Here is a 15941-nt window from a genome sequence, read left to right on the forward strand (position 1 = left end):
CTCTGCTCCTTAGAGGAGCATTAGTTCTCTTTCTCAATTGACAATCATTATCATTCAGCCTAATTTGTCGCTCGATGTGTAGGGCGGCCACCCCCCGCCGCCCCACCAACCTATTGGCAGCAGGGTGATTTCCATGACGGAACAAGTATCCACAAGCAGGTGCGATTCACCGCTACTTCAGGCCTTCGTCGACAACCGACTGATTCTGGTCAAAATTGCAGCCCGGATTACCGGCTGCCGATCGCGTGCTGAAGATGTCGTCCAGGATGCGTTTTTCCGGCTGCAATCGGCGCCGCAAATCACGTCCTCCTTCAAGGCTCAGCTCAGTTATCTGTTCCAGATCGTGCGCAACCTGGCGATCGATCACTATCGAAAACAGGCGCTGGAGCAAAAATACTCCGGGCCGGAAGAGGAAGGTCTGAACGTGGTGATTCAGGGCGCTTCACCGGAAACCTCACACATCAATTTTTCGACCCTGGAAAACATCGCCGATGCGTTGACGGAGCTGCCCAGCCGCACCCGCTACGCCTTCGAGATGTACCGCCTGCACGGCGTGCCGCAAAAGGACATTGCCAAGGAACTCGGCGTCTCGCCGACCTTGGTGAACTTCATGATTCGCGATGCGCTGGTGCACTGCCGCAAGGTGTCGGGCAATCGTGTGGATACCTTTGCCCGCCGCTAAGATCTGAAATTTGCGTCGCCCCCTTCGCGAGCAAGCCCGCTCCCACATTGGATCTCGGGTGTTCACAGATTTTGTGTTCACAGGAGATCCATGTGGGAGCGGGCTTGCTCGCGAAGGCTGACTCAAGGTCGGTGCAGACCTTGAGTCATGCGCCTCAAGCCAACTTGCACCGATCAAAAAACCGCTCCCGCCCCAGCATCATCAACGCCGCGCGCTTGTGCGGGAAGTCGAACTCTTTCTCGCAGTGGTAACCCTGGTTCTGCATGTACCCGATCATCTTCGCGTTGTCGGCACGAGGCTCGGCGACCACTCGCTGGGTGCGCGGATCGTCTAGAAACAGGTAATGCGTCAACGCCGATAACCAACTCGCCACCTTGTGCGGGCCACGGTGATTTTCTTCGCCCACCAGCATGTGGATACCGCGGTCGTAATCGCCAGCGTCATAGAACGGCGCGATGCGATCTTCCTTGGCCCAATAGGCTTCGAAATAGGCAAACGGCTGATCATCGAAACAACCGATCAGGGTCAGGGTGTGAGGATCGGCTTCGAGTTTGTTCAGGTACTCGCGGTGCTGCTCGAGGCTGCCCTCTTCCTGCCAGAAACTCGCGACCCGCGGGCTGTTCTGCCAGCGATTGAAGCGTGCCAGGTCCCGGTCGATATCCAGCGTGCGCAGGGAAATCCAGGCACCGAGCCGCGCATCGAAGCGCCGATAGACCTCACCGCGTGATTTTAGCGGGCGCAGCGGATGACGCTTGCCGCCACTGATGACCATTTGCTGCGGATAAGTGTCGGTCAGCGCCTGGCTGAGCCATGGCTGGGGCAACTGCCAGAACAGGGTGCGTTCGCAACGGTATTGGCCGGCGGTGTCGGTGGGAATCAGCAAACCGCTCGCCAAGGCGTCGAGGGGCGATTGCTGCAGTTGAAAAGTCAGGTGTTGGCACGCCGGATCACGGGCAAACAGCCAATAACAGGCGGCCCAGAGCGCCTGACCTTCAGGCGTGTCGAAGCGCTTTTCGACCTGCGCCTGCACATCGGGTTCGCGGGTCAGGTGCAGCTCGATCAGCGGCTGCCCTTCCAGGCTGAGGTGCAGGCGACTCTGGGTTTCATCAGCTACAAGACGGCTTCCGTTGGGCAAGGCCAGGGCAGTCAGGTCATTCAGATTGGGCATGGGTCGGGCTCACGATAATCGTCGACAGTTCAACCATGTGACGTGAGCCGGGGCAGGAAATTTAAGTGAAGTCACGAATGACGCGACCTGCGGCGTCATTCAGGGTTTGGGCACCGGCACCACCGCAATCTTGTACGGATCGAAAATCTTCAGCATCTGCCCATTGTCCCGCAACCCTTGCAGCAACTTGCCGAACACCTCGCCGCTGATGGGCGCGGCCGGACGCAGGATCGCGTAGTGGTGATACACCTGATCGATGCGTTGAGACACCAGCAGCTGATCGGCCACCTGCTCGTTGCGTAGCAGGTAATCGCTCAGGTAGGAACGCGTCACCAAGGCAATGTCTGCCCGCCCACGCAGCACCATCAGCAGGTTGCTGTCATGGGAATAGGTCAGCGTGGCGTCGTAGTTCTGCGCGAGGAATTTCGGGTCGGCATTGAAGTTGGCGAACTCGTAGTGATAACCGCTGAACAGCGCCAGACGCTTGCCGGTGAGGTCGGCAAAATAGCTTTGCTGACGATCGGGCTCGCGTTGTGCGACGAAAATCTCGGCGTCTTCAAGGCCCATGTCGACGCTGGTGTGGGGAATGTCCTTCCAGCCCCAATCCGGGTTCTCGAAAATGGCCATGTCGACTCGACCTTGCTTGAAATCACCGAAACGCCGGGGAATCGAGGTGGGTACCAAAACAAACTGATAGGTGCTCTGCAATTGATTCAAGGCTTCCACCAATTGCGGCAGCAGGCCAGTGTCGGCCCCGGATTCCGGGCGCACGGTATACGGCGGGAAATGTGCGGCACCGACCCGCACCAGTTGTGCTGCCTGGGACGGCAATACCCAGACTGCCACGAGCGACGCCAGCAAAAGCCGCGTGGCCGTTCTAATTGGCGAAGACATCAATACAACCCACTCCCCAAAAAATACCCATCAATGCATTCAAGCTAGGCGGTTTCGGCCACTTAGCCAGTTTCATGCTGATTCATGACAACTTGTTACTTTTCTTCGAGGACAAGAATCAATGCTTCATCGGCCAATTGATCGAGGCTCATGCTGCCGCCGGCACGAAACCAGGTGGTGGTCCAGGACAACGCACCCGTTAGAAAACGACGCGTGATGAACACATCCCCACGGATAAAACCGGCGTCCTTGGCTTCACCCAACACTTGTAGCCAAAGCGCTTCATAAATATCGCGCAGCGCCAGCACCTGCACCTGCCCGTCTTCGGACAGCGAACGCCATTCGTACACCAACACCGCCATTGCCTCGCCGCTGCCGCCCATGATCGACTGCAATTCGCAGCGAATCAGCGCCAGCACCCGCTCGCGCACATTGCCGGCTTCGGCCAGGGCGGCGTGCATTAAAGCCGTGTTGTAGCGAATGGTCTCTTCCATCACCGCCCGCAGGATTTCGTCCTTGCTTTTGAAGTGATGAAAAATGCTGCCCGACTGAATGCCCACGGCGCCGGCCAGATCGCGTACCGTGGTGCGTTCATAACCTTTGTTGCGGAACAGGTGGGCCGCCACTTGCAGCAGTTTGCCGCGGGCGCTGTCGGGGTCGGTCAATTGGCCGTTGTCGACCAATTCGCGCATGACCCCCAGGGCTTTTTGCTCGTCCACCCATTCTCTCCTACAGTCGATCAATCAAATGCGCCACCCGCCGCTAAAACAGCGGGGTTGCGCGGGCAATTTAAGCTGGCGACGGCAACCAAGCAAGCGCTCGGGCAGAAGATATTTCAGCGATTTACAAACCAAGCGCTTGCTTGGTAGTCTCGACGCACTTCTATCGGAGGTGGTTATGGAAACGACTGCGCCAGAAACGATTCGCATCGGATGCGCCAGCGCGTTCTGGGGCGACACTTCGACCGCCGCCGCGCAACTGGTGCACGGTGGGCGTCTGGACTATCTGGTCTTCGACTATTTGGCCGAGATCACGATGTCGATCATGGCCGGCGCACGGATGAAAGATCCGCAGGCAGGCTATGCGGGCGACTTCATCGAAGTCCTCAGCCCATTGCTGGGGCAACTCGCCGAACAAAAAATACGCGTCATCAGCAATGCCGGCGGGGTCAATCCACAGGCCTGCGCCGCGGCCTTGCAAGCGGCCTGTGACAAGGCCGGGGTGGCACTGAAAATCGCCGTGTTGCTGGGCGACGACCTGCAACCGCAGTTCAAACTGCTGAGCAACAGCGGCCTGCATGAAATGTTCAGCGGCGCGCCCTTGCCGCCGATGTGCGTCTCGACCAACGCCTACCTCGGCGCCCCGGGCATTGTCGAAGCCCTTCGATTGGGTGCCGACATCGTCATTACCGGGCGCGTCGTCGACAGCGCCGTGGTCAGTGCCGCGCTGGTGCATGAATTCGGCTGGTCCTGGCATGACTACGACAAACTGGCCCAGGCCGCATTGGCCGGGCACATCATCGAATGTGGCGCCCAGTGCACCGGCGGTAATTTCACTGATTGGCGCGACGTGCCCGATTACGAACACATCGGTTTCCCCATCGTCGAAGTCAGCGCCGACAGCCAGTTCATCGTCAGCAAACCCGAGGGTTCTGGCGGCCTTGTCACGCCGCTGACCGTCGGCGAACAGATGCTCTATGAAATCGGCAACCCCCAGGCTTATCTGCTGCCTGACGTGGTCTGCGATTTCACCCAGGTCAAACTCGTGCAACAAGGTAAGAACGCGGTTCAGGTGCACGGCGCGAAAGGCTTGCCGCCCACCGATCAGTACAAGGTCAGCGCGACCTACCCGGACGGTTTCCGCTGCACCGCCAGTTGCCTGATCGCCGGGATCGATGCAGTGGCCAAGGCGGAACGGGTCAGCCAGGCGATCATCAACAAGACCTCGGACATCTTCAGCCAGCGCGGCTGGGCGCCCTACAGCGAAGTGAACATCGAACTCCTGGGCAGCGAGGCCACTTACGGCCCCCACGGCCAACGCCAGGACAGCCGCGAAGTGGTGATCAAACTCGCGGTGCGTCATCCGAACAAACAGGCACTGATTGTGTTCTCCCGGGAAATCGCCCAGGCCGCCACCGGCATGGCGCCGGGGCTGACCGGGATTGTCGGTGGACGGCCGACGGTGTATCCGCTGATCCGGCTGTTCTCGTTCCTCATCGACAAAACCGCCTGCACGCTGGAAATTGATCTACAGGGCCAGCGCCACCCGTGCGCCCTGCCCGCCGTCGATGTGCTCGACCCGGATGACTTGCCCGTTACGTTCGACCCGCCGCAACCCACAGGCCGCGCCGATGCCAGCGTGGCCCTGATCAAACTCGCCGTCGCGCGCTCCGGCGACAAGGGCAATCACAGCAACATCGGCGTCATGGCCCGTGAGGCCGAGTACCTGCCATGGATCGCCGAGGCCCTGACGCCCGAGGTGATGGTCGACTGGATGAGCCATGTCCTTGATCCGATCCACGGACGTGTCGAGCGTTGGTATTTACCCGGCACCCACAGTTTCAATTTTCTCCTGGAGAACGCCCTAGGCGGCGGTGGCGTGGCCAGCCTGCGAATCGATCCGCAAGGCAAAGCCTTCGCCCAGCAGTTGCTGGACATCCAGATTCCGGTGCCCCAGGGCATCGCCGACCAGGTCAACTAGAGGACTGTCGCCATGGCCTACGATTCGATTTTCAAAGCCGATGTTTTTGCAGGCCAAACCTTCATCGTCACCGGTGGCGGCAGCGGCATCGGCCGGTGCACCGCCCATGAGCTGGCGGCACTCGGCGCTCATGTGCTGCTGGTCGGGCGCAAGGCCGACAAGTTGAAAAGCGTCGCCGCCGAGATTACCGAAGACGGTGGCAAGGCGGATTGGGCCACCTGCGATATTCGTGAAGAGGAAGCGGTCAAGCATCTGGTCAGCGAGCTGATTCGCAAACACGGCCCGATTCATGGGCTGGTCAACAATGCTGGTGGCCAATACCCGTCGCCGCTGGCCTCGATCAATCAGAAAGGTTTCGAAACCGTGATGCGCACCAACCTGGTGGGCGGTTTTCTTATGGCCCGGGAAGTATTCAATCAATCGATGAGTAAACACGGCGGCGCCATCGTCAACATGCTCGCCGACATGTGGGGCGGCATGCCCGGCATGGGCCACTCGGGCGCAGCGCGCTCGGGCATGGACAACCTCACCAAGACCGCTGCCTTCGAATGGGGTTATGCCGGGGTGCGGGTCAACGCGGTGGCGCCGGGTTGGGTGGCCTCGAGCGGCATGGACACCTACGAAGGTGCGTTCAAAGCGGTGATTCCGACCTTGCGCGAGCACGTGCCGCTCAAGCGCATCGGCACGGAATCCGAAGTCAGCGCGGCGATCGTTTTCCTGCTCAGCCCAGCGGCGGCATTCATCAGCGGTAGCACGCTGCGCATCGACGGCGCGGCGAGCCTCGGCGGTCGGGCGTGGCCGATTCACAAGGCGACGAACAGTGAGTCGTACAACGGTTTTCATCGCGCCTACTTGCCCGATGTGCTCAAGGACAAGGAATAAGTCATGCCGGTCATCCAGTCCCAAGTAGACCCGTTCAGCGAACAGTTCGCCCAGAACCGCTCGGCCCTGCTGGTCGGCATCGAGCAGATTCGTCAGCTCGAACAAAACCTGCTGAACAAGGCCGCGGAAGCCAAACCCAAGTTCGACAAGCGCGGCCAGTTGCTGCCCCGTGAACGCCTCAATCTGCTGCTTGACCCCGGCGCGCCGTTCCTCGAACTGGCGAGCCTGGCCGGCTACAAACTGCACGACGACAAGGACGGCAGCTCGGCCGGTGGCGGCTTGATCGCCGGGATCGGCTACGTGTCCGGCGTGCGGGTGCTGGTGGTGGCGAACAACAGCGCAATCAAGGGCGGGACCATTTCCCCCAGCGGCCTGAAAAAGTCCCTGCGCCTGCAACAGATCGCCATGGAGAACAAACTGCCGGTGATCACCCTCGCCGAGAGCGGCGGCGCCAATCTCAATTACGCAGCCGAGATTTTCGTCGAAGGCGCGCGCAGCTTTGCCAATCAGGCGCGGATGTCGGCCATGGGGCTGCCGCAGATCACCGTGGTCCACGGCTCAGCCACAGCGGGCGGGGCTTATCAGCCGGGGCTCTCGGATTATGTAGTGGTGGTGCGTGGCAAGGCGAAGCTGTTTCTGGCCGGCCCGCCGCTGCTCAAGGCCGCGACCGGAGAAGTCGCCACCGATGAAGAACTGGGCGGCGCCGAGATGCACGCGCAAACCGCCGGCACCGCCGAATACCTGGCCGAGAATGATGCCGATGGCGTGCGCCAAGTGCGCGAGATCATCAGCCTGCTGTCGTGGAATGCACGGCTGCCGGTAGCCCCCGCCCGCTACTGGGAAGACCCGCTCTACCCGATCGACGAGCTGCTCGGGCTGATTCCCGACGACCCGAAAAAGCCCTATGACGTGCGCGAAATCATCGCGCGGATTGCCGACGGTTCGAGCTTCCTCGAGTTCAAGGGTGAGTTCGATCAGCAGACCATCTGCGGGCATTTGCACATTCAGGGCCGCGCCTGCGGATTTATTGGCAACAACGGCCCGATCACGCCCAGGGGGGCGAGCAAGGCGGCGCAGTTCATTCAGCTGTGTGACCAGAGCCGGACGCCGCTGCTGTTTTTCCATAACACCACCGGGTTCATGGTCGGCACCGAGTCGGAACAGCAAGGCGTAATCAAGCACGGCGCGAAGATGATTCAAGCGGTGGCCAACGCCCGGGTGCCCAAGCTCACCATCGTGGTCGGCGGCTCCTATGGCGCCGGCAACTACGCGATGTGCGGCCGAGGCCTCGACCCGCGTTTCATCTTCGCCTGGCCCAACAGCCGCACCGCCGTCATGGGCGGCGCCCAGGCGGGCAAGGTGTTGCGCATCGTCACTGAGGCCAAACAGCTCAAGGACGGTCTGGTACCCGACCCGAAAATGCTCGACATGCTGGAACAGGTCACCGCGCAGAAACTCGACAGCCAGTCCACCGCGCTGTATGGCAGCGCCAGCCTGTGGGACGACGGACTGATCGACCCGCGGGATACCCGGACCTTGCTCGGTTACTTGCTGGACATCTGTCACGAGGCCGAAGTGCGGCCGCTGCAAACCAACAGTTTTGGCGTCGCGAGATTCTGATCGCGGATCACAGGAGAACAATAAAAATGATCTTCACCCAGGAACACGAAGCACTGCGTCGCACGGTCCGCCAATTCGTCGATCACGAGATCAATCCCCATGTCGAAGAATGGGAGAAGGCCGGACGCTTCCCGATCCACGAGATTTTCCGCAAGGCCGGCGACCTCGGCTTGCTGGGGATTTCCAAACCGGAAAAATTCGGTGGGATGGGCCTCGACTACAGCTATTCGATCGTGGCGGCCGAAGAGTTCGGCACGATTCACTGTGGCGGGATCCCGATGTCCATCGGCGTGCAGACCGACATGTGCACGCCTGCCCTCGCCCGTTTCGGCTCCGATGAACTGCGCGAAGAATTCCTCCGTCCCGCGATTACCGGTGAACAGGTCGGTTGCATTGGCGTCTCCGAAGTCGGTGCCGGGTCCGACGTGGCCGGCTTGAAAACCACCGCCCGCAAGGACGGCGACGACTACGTGATCAACGGCAGCAAAATGTGGATCACCAACTCGCCGAGCGCCGACTTCATCTGCCTGCTGGCCAACACCTCCGACGACAAACCGCACGTCAACAAATCGCTGATCATGGTGCCGATGAACACCTCGGGCATCAGTCTCAGTTCGCATCTGGACAAGCTCGGCATGCGCAGTTCGGAAACCGCCCAAGTGTTTTTCGACAACGTGCGCGTGCCGCAGCGCAACCGCATCGGCCATGAAGGCGCGGGCTTCATGATGCAAATGCTGCAATTTCAGGAAGAACGTCTGTTCGGCGCGGCGAACATGATCAAGGGCCTGGAATACTGCGTCGACAGCACCATCGAGTACTGCAAGGAGCGCAAAACCTTCGGCAGCGCGCTGATCGACAATCAGGTCATTCACTTCCGCCTGGCCGAACTGCAGACGGAAATCGAATGCTTGCGAGCGCTGGTCTATCAGGCCACCGAGCAGTACATCAAAGGTCAGGACGTCACACGCCTGGCGTCGATGGCCAAACTCAAGGCCGGGCGACTGGGCCGCGAAGTCAGCGACAGCTGCCTGCAATATTGGGGCGGCATGGGCTTCATGTGGGACAACCCGGTGGCCCGCGCGTACCGAGACGTGCGGCTGGTGTCGATCGGCGGCGGGGCCGACGAAATCATGCTGGGCATCATCTGCAAACTCATGGGCATCCTGCCGGGGAAAAAGAAATGAGCGCCCTGCCGGTTTGCCAGACGTTGCTGCTCGAATCCCATAACGGCGTGCTGCACATCACCCTCAACCGCCCGGAAAGCCGCAACGCCATGAGCTTGCAGATGGTCGCCGAACTGCGTGCGGTACTGGCCGCGGTGCGTGACGATCGAGCCGTTCGTGCGCTGGTGATCGGCGGCGCCGGCGGGCATTTTTGTGCCGGCGGCGACATCAAGGACATGGCCAGTGCCCGCGTTCAAGGCCCGGACGCCTATCGCGATTTGAACCGAGCGTTCGGCGCGCTGCTGCAAGAGGTGCAACACGCGCCGCAAGTAGTCATCACGGTGCTGCAAGGCGCAGTGCTCGGCGGTGGATTGGGGCTGGCGTGCGTCAGCGACGTCGCCCTGGCCGATCACCTGGCGCAGTTCGGCCTGCCGGAAACCAGCCTCGGTCTGTTGCCAGCGCAGATCGCGCCGTTCGTGGTCCAGCGCATCGGCCTGACCCAGGCACGTCGACTGGCACTGACAGCCGCGCGTTTCGATGGCACCCAGGCGCGGCGCATGGGCTTGGTGCATTTCGTCGAGCATGACGCACAAGCCTTGGCCGAACGCCTCGATGAAATCCTCGCCCATGTGTTGTGCTGCGCGCCGGGGGCGAATGCCACGACCAAAAAACTGCTGCTGGCGAGTGCGGGGCAGCCTTCGGACGCTTTGCTGGATGAAGCGGCTGGGTGGTTCAGCGAAGCGGTGACCGGATCTGAAGGGGTCGAGGGGACGATGGCCTTTGTGCAAAAACGAAAACCGGGGTGGGCCTCTTAAAAGCTTCGTCGGAACGTCGCCCGGAGCAAGCCCGCTCCCACATTGAAATGCATTCCAATGTGGGAGCGGGCTTGCTCGCGAAGAGGCCATCACATTCACCGCAAAAACAAAGGGAACGACCCATGCCCGGACTCAGCAAAATCCTCATCGCCAACCGCGGTGAAATCGCCTGCCGCATCCAGCGCACCGCCCACGCCCTGGGCTACCGCACCGTCGCCGTATTCAGCGATGCCGACGCCGACGCCCTGCACGTCCAAATGGCCGACGAAGCGGTCAACATCGGCCCGCCCCAGGTGCAGCAGTCCTACCTGAACATCCCGGCGATTATCGACGCCGCCCGGCGCAGCGGTGCCGACGCGATCCACCCCGGCTACGGCTTCCTCTCGGAAAACGCCGAATTCGCCCTCGCCTGCCAACACGCCGGCATCACCTTCATCGGCCCGAGTCCTGAAGCGATCGAGTTGATGGGCAGCAAGCGCCTGTCGAAACTCGCCATGCTCGAAGCCGGCGTGCCCTGCATCAAAGGCTATCAGGGCGCCGAACAGGACGATGCGACCCTGAGCCGCGAAGCCGAACGCATCGGCTATCCGCTGATGATCAAGGCCAGCGCCGGCGGCGGCGGACGAGGCATGCGCCTGGTGCACAGCGCCGACGATTTGCTGGAACAGCTGCGAACCGCGCGCTCCGAAGCGCTGCACGGGTTTGGCAGCGACGAACTGATCCTCGAACAAGCGCTGATCGATCCGCGTCATGTCGAGGTTCAGGTGTTCGGCGACCAGCACGGCAACCTGATCTATCTCGGGGAGCGCGACTGTTCGATCCAGCGTCGTCACCAGAAAGTCATTGAAGAAGCGCCGTGCCCGGTGATGACCACCGAGTTGCGTCAGGCCATGGGCGAAGCCGCGTTGAAGGCTGGGCGCGCGGTGAATTACGTGGGCGCCGGCACCGTGGAATTTTTGCTGGACGCGCGCGGGCAGTTCTACTTTCTGGAGATGAACACCCGGCTGCAAGTGGAACACCCGGTGACCGAATTGATCACCGGCCTCGATCTGGTGGCCTGGCAGCTGCACGTCGCCGAGGGCCTGCCGCTGCCGCTGAGACAGGAAGACGTGCAGCTCAACGGGCATGCCATGGAAGTGCGCTTGTACGCCGAAGATCCGGCCCAGGACTTTTTGCCGCAAACCGGGCGAATCGAGGCGTGGGAGCTTGCGTTGCAAGACGGCGTGCGGATCGATCACGGCTTGATCGAGGGTCAGCACATCAGCCCGTTCTACGATCCGCTGCTGGGCAAGATCATCGCCCATGGCGCGACCCGTGAAGAAGCCCGGCGCAAACTGCTGCGGGCGGTGCAGGACAGCGTGTTACTGGGCGTGCAAAGCAATCAGCGCTTGCTCGCCAGCCTGCTGCAACACCCGCAGTTCATCAGCGGCGAATTCAGCACCGGGTTTATCCCGAGCTGTTTCGCCGACCATCCTTGTCTGCATCCGAGGGTTCCGAGCGCGGAAGAACTGGCCATTGCGGCGGCGTTGTTCTATCACGACTCGGCGCAGGCTCACCGCGCCCCGCTGGCCGGTTGGCGGAACAACGCCAGCGTGCCCCTGCATTTCCGAATCGGCCTGGAGGATCAGGACTGGCCGGTGGAACTGAACGCAGCGCCTGACTCACCGTACCGCTTGCAAGTCGGCAGCCGAACCCTGGAATTGAAGGTCATTCAGTGCGACGGGCACTGGGCAACACTGATGATCGACGGCATCCGCCAACGCCATGCCTACCGCCTCGCGGCCGGGCAACTCTGGTTGTTCACCCGACCCGGCAGCCTGCGTCTGGTCGATCGGACCCAAGCGTTGGTCAGCAGCCAGGCCAGCGTCAGCTCCGGCACCCTCAAGGCGCCCATGGACGGGGCGATCGTCGACGTACTGGTCAGCGAGGGCAGCCCGGTCAGCAAAGGTCAACTGCTGGTGGTGCTCGAAGCGATGAAAATGGAGCACCCGCTCAAATCAGGGATCGACGGGGTGCTTAAACGCTTGCAGGTGCGGGTCGGCGATCAGGTCAAGAATCGTCAGATTTTGTTGGAGGTCGAATAAGCCGCTAGGCGGATCCGCCGGCTTTGGCTACGCTCAAGCCCTATCAGGACGCGGATACCAGGAACCCTGCGATGCCTCACTGGCTGGTGATCGATCTGGAAGCCACCACCGATGACGGTGGCTGGCCAGTTACGGAAATGGAAATCATCGAAATCGGTGCCACCCTGGTGGACCGAAAAGGGCGCGAAGTGGATTATTTCCAGTGTTTTGTACAGCCATTGCGACGCCCGCTGCTGACGCCGTTTTGCCGGGAGCTGACGCACATCACTCAGGCCAACGTTGACACAGCGCAGACGCTGAGCGAGGTCTGGCCGTCATTCGAGCAATGGCTCGTGCACCATCAAGCGGAGCTGGAGGGCTGGGCCAGTTGGGGCGATTACGATCGCAAGCAACTGCTTCAGGAATGGCAGCGACTGCGACTGGACAGCGTTCTTGCCAGAGTACCGCACATGAACCTCAAGCAGCGCTTTGCCAAGGCCCGGCGCCTGGAGCGCCCGCTGGGGCTCAACGGTGCGCTGCAACTGGCGGGCATGCAGTTCAATGGCCAACAGCATCGGGCACTGGAAGATGCGCGCAATACGGCGCGCCTGTTGCCACAGGTTCTCCCCCAGGATAGGTGACGGCGTTCGAGGCCTTGTGCATACTGGCCGGCCCTTTTTAGCCCTTTTCGAGGAATCGCCCATGTTTAAAGTCAACGAGTACTTCGACGGCACCGTTAAGTCGATCGCCTTTGGCACCGCTGAAGGTCCTGCGACCATCGGCGTCATGGCTCCGGGCGAATACGAATTCGGCACCAGCCAGCGTGAAATCATGCACGTGGTGACCGGCGCCCTGACCGTCAAGCTGCCTGACAGCACCGATTGGGAAACCTTCGCCGCCGGCAGCCAGTTCAATGTGCCTGCCAACAGCAAGTTCCAGCTGAAAGTGGCCGTCGACACCGCTTACCTGTGCGAATACCGCGGCTAAACCCCCGGGTTTTCACAGCGACAAAAAAATGCCCGGGGCCTTTGGGACCCGGGCATTTTTCATTCCGTGTGTTTATTCCAGGATCGTCACTGGCATGCCGACTTCAAGTTGGCCATTGCTGTCGTTGACCAGGTTCTGCCCGAACATCGCGCCGTCGGCTTCCGAGCGGTATTTCTGCAACGTCGCCAGAGGTTCGCGATCATCGCTGCGCTCGCCAGTTTGCGGGTCGATGGTGGTCAGGATGCAGCGCGAACAGGACTTGACCACGCGGAACTCGACATCGCCGATGCGGATACGCTTCCAGCTGTCTTCGGCGAACGCCTCGCTGCCCTCGATCACCAGATTCGGGCGAAAGCGCAGCATTTCCAGCGGGCGCCCGACCTTTTGCGAGAGGTCTTCCAGAGACGCTTGGCCGATCAGCAACAGCGGGAAGCCGTCGGCGAACGCCACTTGATCGTCGTCCCTGCCGTAACCCGCCTGCGTGGTGCGTGCGCGATCCAGAGGAATTTGCACCAGGCGCGTCGGCTTTCCAATGAACTCGCTGACCCAGGCACCGGCCTTATCACCGGCATCGGGTACGCGCAGACTGTCTTTGAAGATCGTCACGCCGCGCAGTTCAGCGTCGCTGGCGGGTAATGCAATGTCGATGGGGGAGCGGCCAGGAGCACTGAGGGTCAAGCCACCGTCGGCATTCCACAGCGCCGACAACTGGCTCATCTGCCCCACCGCGCGCTGGGTCAGGAAGCGCCCGCTGGCCTCGTCCACGAGCATCCAGCGTCGATCACCGTCCAGACCGAGTTTGTCGAGGCTGACCTGTTGCAGGGACTCGGCCTTGCCGGATTTCAACGGATAACGGTAAAGCGCGCTCAGACGCAACATGGCCAGCTCCCTGGTAGGCAAAAAATGCCACCCTATACGAGCTTGGTCGCCGAATCAAAGGCTGAAAACCAATCTCTGCCTACCCTGTGGGAAATTCTATGTTGCAGGGCAGCCCCTGCAACCTCAGGCCGGTTGGTTGCTCAGGTCATGATCAGGCTGGCACTTCATCGAGCATCAGACGCTGGCGCACCACGTCGACGAGTTTGTCCGGCTGGAACTTGGAGAGGAAGTTGTCGCAGCCGACCTTCTTGACCATCGAGTCGTTGAAGCTGCCCGACAGCGACGTGTGCAGCACCACGTAAAGGCCGCGCAGGCGCGGGTCGTTGCGGATTTCGGTGGTCAGGCGATAGCCGTCCATTTCCGGCATTTCCGCGTCGGTAAAGACCATCAGCAGCTTGTCGGTCATCGACACGCCCGTATCGGCCCAGGCCTTGAGCATGTTCAGCGCCTTCAAGCCGTCTCTGGCGATGTGCATTTTCACGCCCAACTGGCCCAGGGTATCGCGCAGTTGCGACAGGGCGACGTTGGAGTCGTCCACCAGCAGCACTTCACGACCACGGGCGCGCTCCAGCACCGGGTCGTCGAGTTTCTCGCGCGACACCTTGGCGTTGTACGGCACGATTTCGGCCAGGACTTTTTCGACGTCGATGATTTCCACCAACTGGTCGTCGACCTTGCTGATGGCGGTCAGGTAATGCTGGCGACCGGCGCTGGTGGGCGGCGGCAGAATGGCTTCCCAGTTCATGTTGACGATGCGGTCTACGCCGCCAACCAGGAACGCCTGCACCGAGCGGTTGTACTCAGTGACGATGATCGTACTGGTAGGGCTAGGCACCAGCGGACGCATACCGATGGCCTGGGACAGGTCAATCACCGGCAACGTCTGCCCGCGCAAGTTGACCACGCCGCACACAAACGGATGGCGCTGGGGCATCAGGGTCAGCTTTGGCAGTTGCAACACTTCCTGCACTTTGAAGACGTTGATCGCGAACAATTGCCGACCGGCCAGGCGGAACATGAGAATTTCCAGGCGATTCTCACCCACCAGTTGCGTGCGTTGGTCTACCGTGTCGAGAATGCCGGCCATTAATGTCTCCTGGGCTTGTACTGATGAATTCACTAAAGAGGGTTATCGGCTGTTTTTGCCAGACCTTGACCCTGAGACAAAATGCCACGATCGGGCATTGATGTCACATTAACATCATGCTTTACTGGCGCAGTTACTTCATCTGCTTCATCCCCTGCGGCGCGACCTCGGTTTGCACGTTAGGTTCCCCTGTGTAAGGGATTCCCCTAGTAACAATCAGGCCCAACCTGATATTCGCAATATCCAATAGCCATTAATGTGACGCCATTCTCATTGCATGAACGGAGTCAGGCTTTTGTGTGCGATCGCAGGTAAGTGGCCATCCACCCTCTCGAGTTCCCCAGCCTGCGCCCAGGCCAGCCGGAGCGCGATCTCATGCCGGCACGGCAGCGTCGGGACGCTGGACGTCTTCGTCGACACACACGACATCCCCTCATTTGACATGACGTTGTGGAGATAAGCATGCCGAACACCCCTAAACAGTGGGCTCAGCGTTTACCGGAATTTCTTGTCGAAGCTGAAACACTCCTGGCCAAATCGGAGGAGTGCCTGAGCCATCTGCAGCTCATCAGCAATGACAAGGACGCAATCGATTGCATGCTCAGCAGTCTGCTGAAACTGGCCAGCAGAGCCGACGCTCTGGCGCTGGAAGCGGTGTCCGAATTTTCGCTGCACATCCACGGCTTGCTGAACCACGCCCAAAGCCACATGGAACTGCACGACCAGGCCCTGGGTGCGCTGAAGGACTGCTTTACGTTGATGGCCAGGCAACTCGAACTCATCGATCAGACCACCGGCCAACTCAGTCTGGATGACAGTGAACAGACTTCCCTGATTGAAGCCTTTGCGTCTCAGCTCGGACAAAGTCATTTTCAGTTAGCGGTTAATTCCAAACCGTTCACGCTCGTTTCCTATTCTGAGCGGCAGGCTTAACTCTTCCGATTACTAGGTCGTGTTGCCTATTCTTATTGCCATGATGCCGCTCATTAACTTGAGTGCGC

At 60.6% G+C, this 15941-nt stretch carries 15 protein-coding genes; 10 read left to right on the plus strand and 5 right to left on the minus strand.

The window, feature by feature from the left end; all coding sequences use genetic code 11:
• The first annotated feature begins 133 nt into the window (after window positions 1-133).
• Entirely contained in the window at window positions 134-682 is a 549-nt protein-coding gene (locus ACA068_RS20195) for an RNA polymerase factor sigma-70 (RefSeq protein WP_010461205.1), read from the plus strand.
• 154 nt (window positions 683-836) lie between these two features.
• Here the strand turns inward: ACA068_RS20195 and ACA068_RS20200 are convergent, their stop codons facing one another.
• From ACA068_RS20200 to ACA068_RS20210, 3 genes are all read right to left on the minus strand, one after another.
• Window positions 837-1850, minus strand: coding sequence for a GNAT family N-acetyltransferase (locus tag ACA068_RS20200; RefSeq protein WP_497304278.1), 1014 nt, complete (start codon window positions 1848-1850; stop codon window positions 837-839).
• Window positions 1851-1949: 99 nt separating this feature from the next.
• Window positions 1950-2744, minus strand: a complete 795-nt coding sequence (locus ACA068_RS20205) for a substrate-binding periplasmic protein (RefSeq protein ID WP_497304280.1) — start codon at window positions 2742-2744, stop codon at window positions 1950-1952.
• Between the two features lie 95 nt (window positions 2745-2839).
• Window positions 2840-3463 (minus strand): TetR/AcrR family transcriptional regulator, encoded by a 624-nt coding sequence (locus tag ACA068_RS20210; protein WP_497304282.1) that lies wholly within the window; start codon window positions 3461-3463, stop codon window positions 2840-2842.
• A 178-nt stretch (window positions 3464-3641) separates the two neighbouring features.
• Between ACA068_RS20210 and ACA068_RS20215 the strand changes: the two genes are divergently transcribed.
• The 8 genes from ACA068_RS20215 (at window position 3642) to ppnP (ending at window position 12974) form a co-directional block, all read left to right on the plus strand.
• A complete protein-coding gene (locus ACA068_RS20215; protein WP_497304283.1) occupies window positions 3642-5444 on the plus strand; it encodes an acyclic terpene utilization AtuA family protein in 1803 nt (600 codons plus the stop codon).
• A 12-nt stretch (window positions 5445-5456) separates the two neighbouring features.
• Complete coding sequence (locus ACA068_RS20220) at window positions 5457-6326, plus strand: SDR family oxidoreductase (RefSeq protein ID WP_497304284.1); 870 nt, start codon at window positions 5457-5459, stop codon at window positions 6324-6326.
• Between the two features lie 3 nt (window positions 6327-6329).
• Entirely contained in the window at window positions 6330-7946 is a 1617-nt protein-coding gene (atuC, locus tag ACA068_RS20225; protein ID WP_497304286.1) for a geranyl-CoA carboxylase subunit beta, read from the plus strand.
• Window positions 7947-7972: 26 nt separating this feature from the next.
• Window positions 7973-9130 carry a citronellyl-CoA dehydrogenase gene (gene atuD / locus ACA068_RS20230; protein WP_497304288.1) on the plus strand — a complete coding sequence of 386 codons (1158 nt, stop codon included), beginning with the start codon at window positions 7973-7975 and terminating at the stop codon, window positions 9128-9130.
• Complete coding sequence (locus ACA068_RS20235; RefSeq protein WP_497304290.1) at window positions 9127-9924, plus strand: enoyl-CoA hydratase/isomerase family protein; 798 nt, start codon at window positions 9127-9129, stop codon at window positions 9922-9924. The genes atuD and ACA068_RS20235 overlap by 4 nt, the downstream gene beginning before the upstream one ends.
• A gap of 122 nt (window positions 9925-10046) precedes the next feature.
• Window positions 10047-12008: an acetyl/propionyl/methylcrotonyl-CoA carboxylase subunit alpha gene (locus tag ACA068_RS20240; protein ID WP_497304292.1), complete on the plus strand. Its 1962-nt coding sequence runs from the start codon at window positions 10047-10049 to the stop codon at window positions 12006-12008.
• 71 nt (window positions 12009-12079) lie between these two features.
• The gene (locus ACA068_RS20245) at window positions 12080-12628 is read left to right on the plus strand and encodes a 3'-5' exonuclease (protein WP_497304294.1); all 549 of its coding nucleotides are present in this window, start codon (window positions 12080-12082) and stop codon (window positions 12626-12628) included.
• Between the two features lie 61 nt (window positions 12629-12689).
• Window positions 12690-12974: a pyrimidine/purine nucleoside phosphorylase gene (gene ppnP, locus ACA068_RS20250; protein ID WP_010461229.1), complete on the plus strand. Its 285-nt coding sequence runs from the start codon at window positions 12690-12692 to the stop codon at window positions 12972-12974.
• 72 nt (window positions 12975-13046) lie between these two features.
• Here the strand turns inward: ppnP and ACA068_RS20255 are convergent, their stop codons facing one another.
• Both ACA068_RS20255 and ACA068_RS20260 read right to left on the minus strand, forming a co-directional pair.
• Window positions 13047-13853, minus strand: coding sequence for an MOSC domain-containing protein (locus ACA068_RS20255; RefSeq protein WP_497304296.1), 807 nt, complete (start codon window positions 13851-13853; stop codon window positions 13047-13049).
• Window positions 13854-14004: 151 nt separating this feature from the next.
• Window positions 14005-14940 carry a chemotaxis protein CheV gene (locus ACA068_RS20260; RefSeq protein WP_090186330.1) on the minus strand — a complete coding sequence of 312 codons (936 nt, stop codon included), beginning with the start codon at window positions 14938-14940 and terminating at the stop codon, window positions 14005-14007.
• A gap of 462 nt (window positions 14941-15402) precedes the next feature.
• On the opposite strand from ACA068_RS20260, the gene ACA068_RS20265 reads away from it, so the two are divergent.
• Complete coding sequence (locus tag ACA068_RS20265) at window positions 15403-15873, plus strand: hypothetical protein (protein ID WP_497304298.1); 471 nt, start codon at window positions 15403-15405, stop codon at window positions 15871-15873.
• The last annotated feature ends 68 nt before the right edge of the window (window positions 15874-15941 follow it).

It is taken from the genome of Pseudomonas sp. LBUM1660, assembly GCF_059695935.1.